We start from the raw sequence: 12,921 nt of genomic DNA, 5'->3' as shown, positions 1-12,921 counted from the left end.
ATGCCCCGCCTCGCCATCTCCCCGGACTTCCCCGTCGAACTCGGCGCCCTGGCCCAGCCGGTGCGCCGGGACGTCGTGGTCTCGGCGCGCAGGTTCCTGCAGAACGTGGCGGGTGCTCCGCACCCCGAGCGGGTCAGGGGGGCCAGGGATCCCCGGGTCGCCACCCTGAGGCTGGCCGACCGGTACCGGGGCGTCGTGGTCAAGCAGCGGGACGTCTACTGGCTGCTGACCGTGCTGCCGGACGCGGAGGCGTGGGCGTACGCCCAGCGCTACCGGTTCGGCGTCAACACCGCGCTGGGCGTGGTCGAGATGTGGGACGCCGAGGCGCTGGACCAGGTGCGGCCCGCGGTGCGCAGGGCGGCCGAGGCGTCCGCGACGCGGCTGTTCTCCGAGATCTGTGACAGCGACCTGGCCGAACTGGGGGTGGACGGCCGGTTCCTGCCGCTGATCAGGCAGATCACCGACCAGCTCACCCTGGAGGCGCTCGAACCGCTGCTGCCCCCCACGCAGTACGAGCCGCTGGCGGCGCTCGCCAGGGGCGAATCGATGGCCGGAGCCTGGCGGGAACTGGAGAACTGCCGCGCCGTCGCCGCGGGACCCGAGCCGATCAACCCCGAGGACTTCGGCGCCGCGCTGCTGCGCAGCCCGGACCGGGCCGTCTTCACGGACCACCCGCGCGAGCTGAACCGCGTGCTCGACGCGCCCGGCTGGTGCGTGTTCCTGCGGCCGCCGCAGCACCGGCTGGCGTACTGGGAGTCCTACCAGCAGCCGACGCTGGTCACCGGTGGCGCGGGCACCGGCAAGACGCTGGTCGCCCTGCACAGGGCGGCCCACCTGGCCAGGCGCGCGAGCGGCCAGATCCTGCTCGTCACCTTCTCCCAGGGGCTGAGCGCCGAACTCGCGGCCAGGCTCGACCTGCTGATCGAGGACGAGACGATCCGCAAGCGGATCGAGGTCGGCAACGTGGACCGGCTGGCCCATCGCATCGTCGCGGAGGCCGAGGGCCGTCCGCCCTCGCTGGTCGGCGCCGCCGAGCTGACGGCGCTCTGGGAGGAGACCGCGACCGGCCACAGCCCGGCGTTCCTGCTGCGCGAGTGGGAGCAGGTGGTGCTGGCGCAGAACCTGCGAACCCTGGAGGAGTACCTGGCCACCCCCCGCTCGGGCCGCGGCGTCGAGCTGTCGGCCGAGGAGCGCGGCGCCGTCTGGGACGCGATCGGGCACGTCACCGGACGGCTGCGGGAACGCGGCAAGCGGACCCTGCTGCAGCTGGCCTCCGAGGCGTCGGTGCTGCTCGGCCAGACCACGGGAGACCTGCTGGAGGAGACGGAGCCCATGCGGGAGCCGTACCGGCACATCGTGGTGGACGAGGCGCAGGACCTGCACCCCGCGCAGTGGCGGCTGCTGCGGGCGGCGGTGCCGCACGCCCGCGACGACCTGTTCATCGTGGGCGACCCGCACCAGCGCATCTTCGACACCAGGGTGACGCTCAGCGCCGTCGGGATCGACGCGATCCAGCAGCGCCTGCAGGTGTCGCACCGGCTCCCGCAGGAGATCCTGTCCTGGGGGGTCCGGCTGCGCGGGGGCGGTCCCGCCGACGGGCTCGTCAACGGTGTGCAGGAGCTTTACGGCTTCCGGAGCACCCGGCACGGGGCCAGGCCGATGGTCCGAGCCTACGATTCACCGCAGGATGAGCTGACGGGGCTGGTGGCACAGGTGGGACAGTGGGTGGATGAGGGCGTGACGCCCGAGGAGATAGCGGTGGCCGCCAGGACCGCCGGCCTCGTGCGTGACGCGCGGACCGCTCTGCGCGAGCTGGGGGTGCGAGTGACGACGCTGCACGGCATGAAGGGACTCGAGTTCCGACGGGTCGCGGTGATCGGCGTGGGCGAGGGAATCGTGCCCGACCCCGACTCGCTGACCCCCGTCGGCGAGGATCCGGCAGCCAGGGCCCACGATCTCCAGCGGGAGCGCGGCCTGCTCTATGTCGCCTGCACCCGGGCACGAGAACTCCTTTACGTATCCCATTCCGGACGGGCAAGTCCCTTCCTTCCCAACTGACCACATAGTCTGAATTGCGGATGTAATCCCCTTTGCCGGTTGGACCTCAATGAACCTCAGCCTGAGCGACATCGCGCCACCTTTGCGCTGGACCTCTCCCGGCCAGGTAGCGCCGATCGCAACCGATCCGCGCCTCCCAGAGGCGTGGTGGCAGGCGCTTCCGCTCGACAGGGCCTGCTCCACCATCGGGACGTCCGAGGTAGCCGGACGCCTGACCGACCTCGCCCTGGCATGCTGGGGTCACCTGATGCTCGGCGACGTCCTCCCCCTGCTCAGGTTCGCCGACCCCGCCTCAAGCGTGCGCACGCCCGAGGGGCTCGGCCGTGAGACGGTGCACAAGCTGTTCACCGGGGTGCTGGAGCGGCTGCTCGAACCGGTCACCGAGGAGAGCATCGCCCAGACCCGCCCCGCAAGGCCCGACCGGCCGCTGCCCGAGCTGATCGACGAGGTCTTCGCCACGCTGGACGAGCGACAGCGGGCCATCGCCAGGGACCGGCTCTACGCCTCCCAGCGGGCCACGCTCGACGACCTGGCCCAGCGATTCTCCGTCACCAGGGAGCGCATCCGGCAGATCGAGCGTGACCTGCGCGACCATGTCGAGACCTGGCTCGCCAAGGACGACGCGGCCCCGCTGATCGGCCACGTGTCCTGGTTGCGGGGCCGGCTGGGCTCCGCCGTGCCCGCCGACGACCTGGCCGCGGCGGTGCCCTGGCACCGCACCGACCTGGCCACGCTGGGCATCCCCTCCTGGCGGTTCGTGAGGACGCTGCTGAGCGGCTACGAGCAGGTGGACGGCTGGCTGGTCGCGGGCGGCGCGGACGAGCTCAGGGAGAAGACCAGGCAGCTGTTCACCGACGGGCCGCGCCCGCTGGACGAGGCCGTCACGCTGGTCAGCCAGCTCGGCATCCGCGAGGACGTGGCCGAACGCTGGCTCATCGCGGTGCCCCAGCTGCGGGTGCTGGAGAACCACGTGGTGCCCTGGCCGCGCAGCGTCAACGACAAGGCCGAGGCGGTGCTCGCGGTGGCCGGCAACCCGCTGACGCCCGAGGAGATCCAGGAACGCATCGGCGAGGACTACAGCCTCGTCGGCATCCGCAACCAGCTCACCGCCGACGACCGGTTCCTGCGGGTCGACCGGAACAAGTACGGGCTGTCGCGCTGGGGTGGCGAGCAGTACCTGGGCATCCGGGAAATGATCGTCAGGGAGATCGAACGCTCCAACGGCGAGGCGTCCGTCAACACGATCGTCACCAACCTCACCGGGCGCTACGACGTGAGCGAGAGTTCGGTCCGCGCGTACGCCGGCGGCCCCGGCTTCGAGCGCACGCAGCGCGGGTGGATCCGGGTGGCCGGAGCCGAGCAGTCCGACTACCAGCCGCGCCGCGACGTCTCGGAGACCCGGCGCTGCTTCCGCAGCCGCGACGGGCGCTGGTGGCACCGGGTGGACGTCAACGCCGAGCATCTGCGCGGCTCAGGCTCCCCGCTGCCGACCGGCTTCGCCGCGCATCTCGGCATGGCCCCCGGCGGCCAGCTGACCGCCTCCACCCCCTCCGGCGACGTGGTGATCAGCTGGCACAACCAGCCGACCATGGGCTCCATCCGCCCCGTCCTGATCGCCACCAACGCCTCCGAGGGTGACCACATCTTCCTGACCGTCTCCGACGGCGGCGAACTGCTGACCCGCTACCTGCCCGCCGCCTCACCGGCACTGCCCGCCCTGAACCGGGCGCTGCACCTGATCGGCTACACGGCGCCGGTGGCCTCGGAGGCCGAGGGCATCCGCCTGATCGGCGCCCGCATCGGCCTCTCGGACGGCTGCACCCGCGAGGAGGTGATCGCCCGCCTGCGCGACCGAGGAGACCGCGAGATCCTCGCCTTCCTGGAAAATGGTGGGTGATTGCGTAGGCTCGGCGTATGTTGCGCCTGTATGACACGCGGAATCGGCGGGTTGAGCGGATCGTCCCCGAAGGGAGCCGCTCACTGCGGATGTACACCTGCGGGCCGACCGTCTACAGGTCGGCCCACGTGGGCAATCTCCGGTCGTACCTGCTGTCCGACCTGATCAGGCGGGTCAGCGAGCGGCAGCGGGTCCGGGTGGTGGTCTGCCGCAACATCACCGACGTCGGTCACCTGGTCGACGACGCCGAGACCGATCCTGTCGGCGAGGACAAGGTGCTCGCCCAGGCGAGGGCCGAGGGGCGCAGCGCCCTGGAGATCTCGCGGTTCTACGAGGACGCCTTCCTCGCCGACACGGCCGCGCTGAACATCCGGCCGCCCGAGCACTCGCCCCGGGCGAGCGAGACGATCGACCTGATGATCGAGATGATCGCCAAGCTGATCGAGAAGGGGCACGCGTACGCGGTGCCCGGCGGGTCGGTCTTCTTCGACGCGGCCTCCTTCCCGACATACGGCGAGATCTCCGGCAACCGGCTCGACCAGCTGAGGCCGGGCCACCGGGTCGAGGGTGTCGATCCGCGCAAGCGCTTCCACGCCGACTGGGCGCTGTGGAAGCCCTCGGACCGGGAGCTGACCTGGGAGACACCGTGGGGCCGGGGCTTCCCCGGCTGGCACATCGAGTGCTCGGCCATGTCGCTGCGCTTCCTCGGTGAGCGCATCGACGTGCACACCGGCGGGATCGACCTGCGTTTCCCGCACCACGAGGACGAGCGCGCCCAGTCCGACGCCACCGCCGGACACGAGGTGGTGCGGCACTGGGTCCACGGCGAGCACCTGCTCTTCGACGGGCGCAAGATGTCGAAGTCCACCGGCAACGTGGTCCTGCTCAAGGACGTGGCGGACGCGGGCCTGGACCCGCTGGCCGTGCGGCTGGCACTGCTGGAGCACCGCCACCGCCAGCAGATGAACCTCACCTGGGACACCCTGCGGGCCGCCGACCGGACCCTGCGGCGCTGGCGGAGCCAGGTGGCCCGGTGGTCGGAGTCGCCGAGCGGGCCGATGCCCGCCGATCAGGTCTCCCGGATCGAGGCGGCCTTCGACGACGATCTCGACACCCCGCTGGCGCTCCGGCTGCTGCGCGAGCTGGAGCGCGACGGCTCGGTCGCCCCCGGCTCCCGCTTCGAGGCGTTCCTGCACCTCGACCAGATCCTCGCCCTGGACCTCTCCCTCGACATCGGCAGGTCGAGGAGCCTGCCCGGGGGTGCCGCGGAGCTTCTCGAACAGCGTGCCCGAGCCCGCGACGCCCAGGACTGGGCCGTCTCCGACCGCCTCCGCGACGAGCTGGCCGCCCTCGGCCTACAGGTCGCCGACACCCCGGAGGGCCAGATCTGGTCCTGACATCCCCTGACCGGCCCTTGGCGCGGTCCAGGTCAGAGACCCTGCCTCTGACCTGGCCACGGAGCGGCCCGCATCGGGAACAGCCACTGACACGACCCGCCACAGACCTGTCTCATGGGTGTTGAATTACCAGGTGACAAACATCGCGCCCACCGGGACTCAGTACACCATCGCGGCCGGCGGTTTCCAGGCGGTCATCACCGAGGTCGGGGCCGGCCTGCGGAGCCTCACCCTGGACGGCCGGCCGCTCGTCGTCGACTTCCCCGAGGACCTGCCCCCGATCGGCGGCGCGGGGCTGCCGCTGCTCCCCTGGCCGAACAGGATCGAGGACGGCCGCTACACGTTCGACGGTACGGAAAGGCAACTCGCGCTGAGCGAGCCGCAGACCGGCAACGCGATCCACGGCTTCTCCCGGTCCTTCCCCTGGCGCGTCCTCTCCCGTGACGACGCCTCGATCCTGCTGGGGCTGCGGCTCTTCCCCCAGCTCGGCTATCCGCACATCCTGGATCTCCACCTCCGGTACGCGCTGGGCGCGTCCGGCCTGGAGGTCGAGGTGGCCGCGGAGAACGTCGGCACCACCGACGCGCCGTACGGCTTCGGGGCCCATCCCTACCTGACCCTGGGCACCCTCGACGACGCGATCCTGGAGCTCCCCGCCGCCCAGTGGCTCGCGGTGGACGACCGGAAGATCCCCACCGACCGCCGGGACGTCAAGGAGACCGAGTACGACTTCAGGACCGCCCGCCCGATCGGCCGGACGGTGCTCGACACCGCGTTCACCGACCTGGAGCGCGGCGCCGACGGGCTGGTACGGGTGCGGCTGAGCGCCGCGGACGGGACCCGCGGGGTCCAGCTGTGGGCGGGCGAGGGGATCGAGTGGCTCCAGCTCTACACCGGTGACACCCTTCCCGAGGAGCACCGCCGCCGGGGACTGGCCGTGGAGCCGATGAGCTGCCCGCCGAACGCCTTCCGCAGCGGTGAGGACGTCATCCGGCTCGCTCCCGGAGAGCGCGCCGTCCACCACTGGGGAATCGGCCCGATCTGACCTGCCGCCAGGGGACCGGGACCGCCTTCTCCCCCGGTCGCTCCCGGTCCTGGCCGCGGGGCGGCACTTCGGGCCGGGACTCCTCAGCGACCGGGAACGGCACGTCAGGAGAGCTCGACGGGGCTGACCAGGATGCCGTCCTCGTCGCTGTAGAGCCAGGCGCCGGGGGTGAAGACGACCTCGCCGAAGGTGACGGGGACGTCGAGCTCGCCGGTGCCCTCCTTGGCGCTCTTGGCCGGGTTCGACCCGAGGGCCTTGATACCCAGGTCCAGGCCGGCGAGGGCGACGGTGTCGCGGACGGCGCCGTTGACGACCACGCCTGACCAGCCGGAGGAGACGGCCGAGGCGGCGATGAGGTCGCCCATCAGCGCGGTGCGCAGCGAGCCCGCACCGTCCACCACCAGCACCCGGCCCGCACCGGGGGTGGCCAGGACCCGCTTGACGAGGGCGTTGTCCTCCAGACAGCGGACCGTCGCGATCGGGCCCGCGAATCGGGTGCGCAGGCCGTAGGAGCGGAACTGGGTCAGGCAGCTCGCGACCGCGGCGCCGTGGGCGTCGACCAGATCGGCCGTGGAAAGTGTCATACCCGCATCTTCGCTAATGATCACAATGCCGGGACCTCCGGGGTGGTGCCACACTTGCTGGAGCATGTCGCCTAGGAGGTCTTTGTGAGGTTCCGCCCATACGCCTGGATGCCCCGTCCGCTCAAGTGGCTGGCCCGTGTACTTTCCGTCCTCGTGGTGCTCGGTCTGCTGTTCGCCGGGGCCGGCGTGTGGAGCGTACGGGCGTCCTTCCCCCAGCTCGAAGGCGAGCTCAAGGTGCGTGGCCTCACCGGGAAAGTCACTGTATATCGCGACAAAACGGGTATCCCGCATATCTATGCCGACTCCCCCGACGACCTGTTCCTCGCCCAGGGCTACGTGCACGCGCAGGACCGCTTCTTCGAGATGGACTTCCGCCGCCACGTGACCGCCGGCCGGCTGTCGGAGATGTTCGGCCCGGCGACGCTGACCGAGGACAAGGTCATCCGGACCATGGGCTGGCGAAAGGTGGCGGAGAAGGAGCTCTCCCTGCTCGGCGAGCAGACCCGGCGCTACCTGGACGTCTACGCCGACGGGGTGAACGCCTGGATGGAGCGGCACGACGGCTTCGCCGCCCGGAGCCTGGAGTACGTGCTGCTGCGGGCGACCAGCCCCGGCTACAGTCCCGAGCCGTGGACCCCGGTCGACTCACTGGCCTGGCTCAAGGCCATGGCCTGGGACCTGCGCTCCAACATGACCGACGAGATCGGCCGGGCCCTCGCGGCGAGCAGGCTGCCCCGCGGGCGGGTGGAGCAGCTCTGGCCCTCCTACCCGTACGACACCCACCAGCCGATCGTCACCCGGGGCTCGGTCGGCGAACGCGGGTTCGACCAGGACGAGGAGCCGAAGAAGAGCGTCGCGGAGCCGCCGGGGACACCGGCCACCGGGGCACTGGTCCGGGCGGCGGCGGCCATCCGCGCGGTGCCGAGCCTGATGGGCGACCCGGCGGGCGGCAGCGGCATCGGCTCGAACTCGTGGGTGGTCGGCGGCAAGCACACCAAGTCGGGCAAACCTCTGCTCTCCAACGACCCCCACCTGTCCGCGAGCATGCCCTCGGTCTGGTACCAGACCGGACTGCACTGCCGCGCCAAGAGTCCCGAGTGCCCCTTCGACCTCACCGGGTTCAGCTTCTCCGGCGTGCCCGGCGTGATCATCGGCCACAACGACAGGATCTCCTGGGGCTTCACCAACCTCGGCCCGGACGTCGCCGACCTCTACCTGGAACGGATCAAGGATGATTCGTACCTGTTCATGGGCGACTGGAAGCCGCTGACCACCAGGACTGAGACGATCAAGGTGGCCGGAGGCGCCGACGTACAGCTCAAGGTGCGCGACACCATGCACGGGCCGATCATCTCCGACGTCCTGCAGAGCACGGAGGACACGCTGCCCGGTATGGACGCGGTCTTCGAGGAGAAGGCCGACGCGGTCGCGCTCAAGTGGACGGCCCTGGAACCGGGCAGGACCGCTGACGCGATCTTCGAGCTGAACACCGCGCAGGACTGGGAGCAGTTCCGGGCGGCGGCGAGCAGGTTCGAGGTGCCCGCGCAGAACCTGATCTACGCCGACACCGCGGGCAATATCGGGTACCAGGCCCCCGGGCGGATCCCGGTGCGGAGCCGCGGCGACGGCACCTGGCCGGTGCCGGGCTGGACCGGCGAGTACGCCTGGCAGTCGACGATCCCCTTCAACGAGCTGCCCAGCGTCTACAACCCGCCGGAGGGCTACATCGTGACCGCCAACAACGCGGTCATCGACCCCACCCGCTATCCGTACAACCTCACCAAGGACTGGGCGTACGGATACCGCTCCCAGCGCATCCTGGACCGCCTCCGCGACGCGGTGAAGGACGGCAAGGTGGACGTGGCGACGATGAGCGCGCTGCAACAGGACAGCGACAACGGCTTCGCCGACTTCCTGGTGCCCAAGCTGATGGACGTCGAGATAGCCGGCCCCGCCGAGGGCGCCCGCGAGCTGCTGCAGAAGTGGGACCGCTCGCAGGGCGAGGACTCGGCCCCCGCGATGTACTTCAACGCCGTCTGGCGGCACCTGCTCATCGAGACCTTCAACGACGACCTGCCCGAGGGGGCCTGGCCCGGCGGCGGCGACCGCTGGTTCGAGGTCGTCCGGGTCATGCTCGACAAGCCGAACGACGCGTTCTGGGACGACAGCGGCACCCCGCGTACCGAGACCCGGGACGACATGCTGCGACGGGCGATGGCCCGGGCCTACGACGAGCTGAACGTCCGGCTCGGCCCGGACGCCAAGGACTGGCGCTGGGGAGACCTGCACTCGCTGAAACTCGTCCACCAGACCTTCGGAACCTCGGGGATCGGCCCGATCGAGTGGCTGTTCAACCGGGGCCCGTTCCCGGTGGCCGGCAGCGACGACGCGGTCAACGCCGCCGGCTGGGACGTCCAGTCCGACTACACGGTGGGCTGGCTGCCGTCCATGCGAATGGTGGTCGACCTGGGGAACCTGGACGAATCCCAGTGGATCAACCTGACCGGCGCCTCCGGCCACGCGTTCCACGACAACTACTGGGACCAGGCGCCGCTCTGGGCGAGCGGGAAGACCGTCCCCATGCTCGCCCGCGAGGAGTCGATCAAGAAGGCGGCCACCGACGTCCTGACGCTCAGCCCCTGATGACCCGGGGCGGGCGCCGGGAGGCGCCCGCCCGCCGGGACGCAGGGTCGCGGGTCGTCAGGTGGTCAGCACGCGGGACTCGCCGACGGCGAGGTCCCACAGGTCGGCGCGGTCCCGTCCCGCCTCCGCCCAGGCCGCCCTGGCCTCCTCCACCGGCGCGAGGAGCGACTCTCCGGACAGTACGAACGTGCCCCAGTGCATGGTCGCCATCCGGCGCGCCCCGACGTCCTGGCAGGCCCGTACGGCCTGCGCGGGATCGACGTGCGCGGCCTTCATGAACCAGCGGGGCTCGAACGCGCCCACCGGCATCAGGGCCAGGTCGATGCCGCCCGGATAGCGTGCCCCGATCTGGGCGAAGCGCTCGCCGTAACCGGTGTCCCCGGCGAAGTAGATCGTCTGGTCGTCGGAGGCGATCACCCAGCCGCCCCAGAGGGTCCTGCAGGTGTCCCAGACCGTGCGGCGGCTCCAGTGGTGGGCGGGTACGAAGTCGAAGCGGACACCGCCCACCCAGGTGCTCTCCCACCAGTCGAGCTCGGTGACGTGGCGGAACCCGCGTCTGGTGAACCAGGACCTGAGCCCGGCCGGGACGAGGACCGGCGTGCTCCGCGGCAGCCGCCGCACGGTCGGCGCGTCCAGGTGGTCGTAGTGGTTGTGGCTGATCACCACGGCGTCGATCCGGGGCAGGTCCGCCCAGGCGACGCCGGGCGGGGTCAGACGGGGCCGGGTGCCGGGGATCTTCCTGGCCCAGACCGGGTCGGTGAGGATGGTCAGCCCGCCGATCTGCACCACGTACGTCGCGTGGCCCACCCAGGTGAGGACCGCGTCGGTCCCCGCCGGGCGGGGCAGCCCGTCCCGGTGGACCGGGATGCGGTCCGCGTCCCCGACCCCTGGGCGGAGCCTGCCGTGCCACGCGATCGCCAGCAGCTCCTGGAAGGTCGGGACCGGCGAGGTCAGCCGGTCCCTGAAGCCGCCCGGCCACGACCGCCGGGGCGCGGGTGCCAGGCGGCCCGGCGGAGGCGCCGGTCGGGGCGCCGGCCGTACCGGCGGCTCCGGCCGGGTGGGGGGTTCCGGGAGCGTGGCGGAGCCGGCCGCCGCCTCGACCACGGCCATCCGCCTGGAGGCCCGGCCCAGCTGTCTCAGCGCGCGCGCCGGCCGTGTGGCGAACCGGGCCGACCACCCGGAACGGCGGGGCGGCTGCTCGACAGGGCCCATGGGTTCTGCTGCGGCGGCTTCGGGGTGGGACGTCTGCGACATGGGCGGTCCCCTTCTGTCATCGTCGGCTCACCCCCTGTTGATCCCCCCACAGAGAGATTCATTCCCTTTTAAGGGGATTTAGTACGAAACCACCACGGGGATCTGCGGGCGTAGTTGCCGTCCTCCAGGTTCGCCAGTCGCTCGAAGAGGTTCCAGGAGGCGTGGTCGCCGCAGATCAGCATGGAGACCGCCACCGCCACGACGTAGAGCGGCAGCATCGGCAGGCCCACGCAGAGCATGTACTGGGAGGCGTGCCGGTCCTCGTGCCTGAGCAGGGCTCCGGTGAGGAAGCCCTCCTCGTGCTTGGTCAGCACCACGTTGCCCACGGTGAACGCCGAGGCGATCGGGAACCGGAAACGGTAGCCGTACGCCAGGACCAGCCCGTCGGGCCCGGTGGCCACCCTGGCCCGCCCGAGGCGCGCCAGCAGCAGCCCCAGAGGCGTGGCCAGGTTGATGTAGTTGACAGTCCGTCGTACCCGATGCAGCCGCCGCATACCGGGATTGTCCGTCATCCGGACGGCTCACGGTAGCGGCCCCCACCGCGCGGGGTCCGGGCAGAACCCGACCGGGCGAGCCCTCAGGTGCCGGGCGGGGGCTGCGGTCCCGGCGGCCCCTGACCGGGTGGTGCCTGCGGGCCCGGCGAGGCGGGTGAGGGCTGCGGGCGGGGACCGTACCCGTGCTGGGTGAGCGGCCACGAGCCGCCCTGCGCGGCCGGTGGCGCGAGCAGGACCCCCACCGCGACCGCCGCGAGGCCCCCGTAGAGGTAGACGTAGCCGGACAGGTCGTTGGCGATGACCAGGTCGCCCTCCGGCCGCCCGGTGATCCAGATCATGGTGATCAGCGCCCAGCCCATCGCGAACGACAGGGCCGCCGCCTTGCCGCGGGTCATCCGGCCCGCTCCGTAGGTGATCGCGAACAGCAGGGCGACGCAGACGAGGGCGGAGACCGGGACGGGCCTGATGTACCAGGAGTGCTCGAACCCGCCGAGGACGCCCATCAGCAGTCCGAGCATGACGAGCACCGCGTTGACCGCCACGGTGACAACCGTCTCCGAGGGTTCGCGTGTCGCGGGGACCTGCTCCATCACAAACATCGAGGCTAGTCGATCCCAGCGAAGAGGTCGTCCTCGCGGCCGTAAGGCTCGCCGAGACCTCCCACCTCGATCGGCGCTCCCGGCCTCGCGGGACCCCGCGCGCCGGAGCGGAGAACGAAGTGCTCGATCCCGAGCAACTCCTGGCCGACGTCGTTGGACAGCGCGAACCAGGGCGGGCTCACGCTGATCTGGGTGGCGTGCGCCCGCATCGCGGCTACCTTCCGTTCGATGTGGGCACGGGCGTCGATCTCGGTGGTGACGTCGTCGTCCGCGCAACCGAACGGCAGGTCGGCGACCGACTCGACGAGGAAGGGGGTGCCGTTCTCACGCATCGCCTCCTCCCCCCTGATCATCACCGACCTGGGCATGGCGGTGTGGTAGAACTTCGAAACGCGCCACGGACCGTCCTCGCCGTACGCCGGGTCCGCCGCCAGCTCAAAGGCCCGCCAGGTGACCCGGTGGGCCTGGATGTGGTCGGGATGGCCGTAGAAGCCGTTCTCGTCGTAGGTGACGAGAACCTGGGGCCGCACCTCGCGGATGATCCTGACGAGCTCCCCGGCCGCCTCGTCCAGATCGGCCTGCCAGAAGGCGTTCGCGGCGTGGTTGGAGACGACGCCCATCATGCCGGAGTCGCGCCAGCGGCCCCGGCCGCCCAGGAAGCGGTGGTCGGTGACGCCGAGCGCGGCGCAGGCCGCGGCGAGCTCGGAGACGCGGTGCTCTCCCAGGGTGTCGTCGCGATCGGCGGTCAGGTGGGCCAGCTCAGGCGGGATGACCTCGCCCTCCTCCCCCAGGGTGCAGGTCACCAGTGTGACGTGCGCGCCCTGGGCCGCGTACCTGGCCATGGTGGCCCCGCTGCCGATCGTCTCGTCGTCCGGATGGGCATGCACGAGCATCAGGCGCCGGTCAGTCATAGGTTTGAGGGTATCGATGCCAGGGATCGCCCAGAACCT

Annotated in this window: 10 protein-coding genes; 5 read left to right on the top strand and 5 right to left on the bottom strand. The window is 71.2% G+C overall.

Features of this window, described 5'->3' with window-relative positions; genetic code table 11:
- The 4 genes from AB0K21_RS17720 (at position 1) to AB0K21_RS17705 (ending at position 6,397) form a co-directional block, all read left to right on the top strand.
- On the top strand, positions 1 to 2,058 hold the full coding sequence (locus AB0K21_RS17720; RefSeq protein ID WP_343976241.1) for a UvrD-helicase domain-containing protein: 2,058 nt from the start codon (positions 1 to 3) through the stop codon (positions 2,056 to 2,058).
- A gap of 49 nt (positions 2,059 to 2,107) precedes the next feature.
- Positions 2,108 to 3,955, top strand: coding sequence for a sigma factor-like helix-turn-helix DNA-binding protein (locus AB0K21_RS17715; RefSeq protein WP_343976238.1), 1,848 nt, complete (start codon positions 2,108 to 2,110; stop codon positions 3,953 to 3,955).
- A gap of 17 nt (positions 3,956 to 3,972) precedes the next feature.
- Positions 3,973 to 5,352, top strand: coding sequence for a cysteine--tRNA ligase (gene cysS, locus AB0K21_RS17710; RefSeq protein WP_364151060.1), 1,380 nt, complete (start codon positions 3,973 to 3,975; stop codon positions 5,350 to 5,352).
- A 133-nt stretch (positions 5,353 to 5,485) separates the two neighbouring features.
- Positions 5,486 to 6,397 carry an aldose 1-epimerase family protein gene (locus tag AB0K21_RS17705; RefSeq protein WP_364151057.1) on the top strand — a complete coding sequence of 304 codons (912 nt, stop codon included), beginning with the start codon at positions 5,486 to 5,488 and terminating at the stop codon, positions 6,395 to 6,397.
- A gap of 104 nt (positions 6,398 to 6,501) precedes the next feature.
- Here the strand turns inward: AB0K21_RS17705 and rraA are convergent, their stop codons facing one another.
- Positions 6,502 to 6,981 carry a ribonuclease E activity regulator RraA gene (rraA, locus tag AB0K21_RS17700; protein ID WP_343976229.1) on the bottom strand — a complete coding sequence of 160 codons (480 nt, stop codon included), beginning with the start codon at positions 6,979 to 6,981 and terminating at the stop codon, positions 6,502 to 6,504.
- 108 nt (positions 6,982 to 7,089) lie between these two features.
- On the opposite strand from rraA, the gene AB0K21_RS17695 reads away from it, so the two are divergent.
- A complete protein-coding gene (locus tag AB0K21_RS17695; protein ID WP_343976326.1) occupies positions 7,090 to 9,624 on the top strand; it encodes a penicillin acylase family protein in 2,535 nt (844 codons plus the stop codon).
- A 57-nt stretch (positions 9,625 to 9,681) separates the two neighbouring features.
- On the opposite strand, the gene AB0K21_RS17690 is transcribed toward AB0K21_RS17695, so the two are convergent.
- The 4 genes from AB0K21_RS17690 to mshB form a co-directional block, all read right to left on the bottom strand.
- Positions 9,682 to 10,878 carry an MBL fold metallo-hydrolase gene (locus AB0K21_RS17690; protein WP_364151053.1) on the bottom strand — a complete coding sequence of 399 codons (1,197 nt, stop codon included), beginning with the start codon at positions 10,876 to 10,878 and terminating at the stop codon, positions 9,682 to 9,684.
- A 68-nt stretch (positions 10,879 to 10,946) separates the two neighbouring features.
- Positions 10,947 to 11,372 carry a hypothetical protein gene (locus tag AB0K21_RS17685; protein ID WP_343976220.1) on the bottom strand — a complete coding sequence of 142 codons (426 nt, stop codon included), beginning with the start codon at positions 11,370 to 11,372 and terminating at the stop codon, positions 10,947 to 10,949.
- 83 nt (positions 11,373 to 11,455) lie between these two features.
- Positions 11,456 to 11,971: a DUF6113 family protein gene (locus tag AB0K21_RS17680; protein ID WP_343976217.1), complete on the bottom strand. Its 516-nt coding sequence runs from the start codon at positions 11,969 to 11,971 to the stop codon at positions 11,456 to 11,458.
- Between the two features lie 5 nt (positions 11,972 to 11,976).
- A complete protein-coding gene (gene mshB / locus AB0K21_RS17675) occupies positions 11,977 to 12,882 on the bottom strand; it encodes an N-acetyl-1-D-myo-inositol-2-amino-2-deoxy-alpha-D-glucopyranoside deacetylase (RefSeq protein ID WP_343976214.1) in 906 nt (301 codons plus the stop codon).
- Positions 12,883 to 12,921: the final 39 nt, after the last annotated feature.

This window comes from Streptosporangium sp. NPDC049248, assembly GCF_040678965.1.
In the GTDB taxonomy this organism is placed as follows: domain Bacteria; phylum Actinomycetota; class Actinomycetes; order Streptosporangiales; family Streptosporangiaceae; genus Streptosporangium; species Streptosporangium fukuiense.
The sequence above is the reverse complement of the archived record's forward strand: the minus strand, read 5'-3'. Positions and strand labels throughout refer to the sequence as shown.

What these genes read in the sequence shown, in the direction of transcription:
- AB0K21_RS17720 (WP_343976241.1), top strand. Translation starts at nt 1, where the DNA reads ATGCCCCGCCTCGCCATCTCCCCGGACTTCCCCGTCGAACTCGGCGCC.
- AB0K21_RS17715 (WP_343976238.1), top strand. Translation starts at nt 2,108, where the DNA reads ATGAACCTCAGCCTGAGCGACATCGCGCCACCTTTGCGCTGGACCTCT.
- cysS (WP_364151060.1), top strand. Translation starts at nt 3,973, where the DNA reads ATGTTGCGCCTGTATGACACGCGGAATCGGCGGGTTGAGCGGATCGTC.
- rraA (WP_343976229.1), bottom strand. Translation starts at nt 6,981, where the DNA reads ATGACACTTTCCACGGCCGATCTGGTCGACGCCCACGGCGCCGCGGTC.
- AB0K21_RS17695 (WP_343976326.1), top strand. Translation starts at nt 7,090, where the DNA reads ATGCCCCGTCCGCTCAAGTGGCTGGCCCGTGTACTTTCCGTCCTCGTG.
- AB0K21_RS17690 (WP_364151053.1), bottom strand. Translation starts at nt 10,878, where the DNA reads ATGTCGCAGACGTCCCACCCCGAAGCCGCCGCAGCAGAACCCATGGGC.
- AB0K21_RS17685 (WP_343976220.1), bottom strand. Translation starts at nt 11,372, where the DNA reads ATGCGGCGGCTGCATCGGGTACGACGGACTGTCAACTACATCAACCTG.
- AB0K21_RS17680 (WP_343976217.1), bottom strand. Translation starts at nt 11,971, where the DNA reads ATGTTTGTGATGGAGCAGGTCCCCGCGACACGCGAACCCTCGGAGACG.
- mshB (WP_343976214.1), bottom strand. Translation starts at nt 12,882, where the DNA reads ATGACTGACCGGCGCCTGATGCTCGTGCATGCCCATCCGGACGACGAG.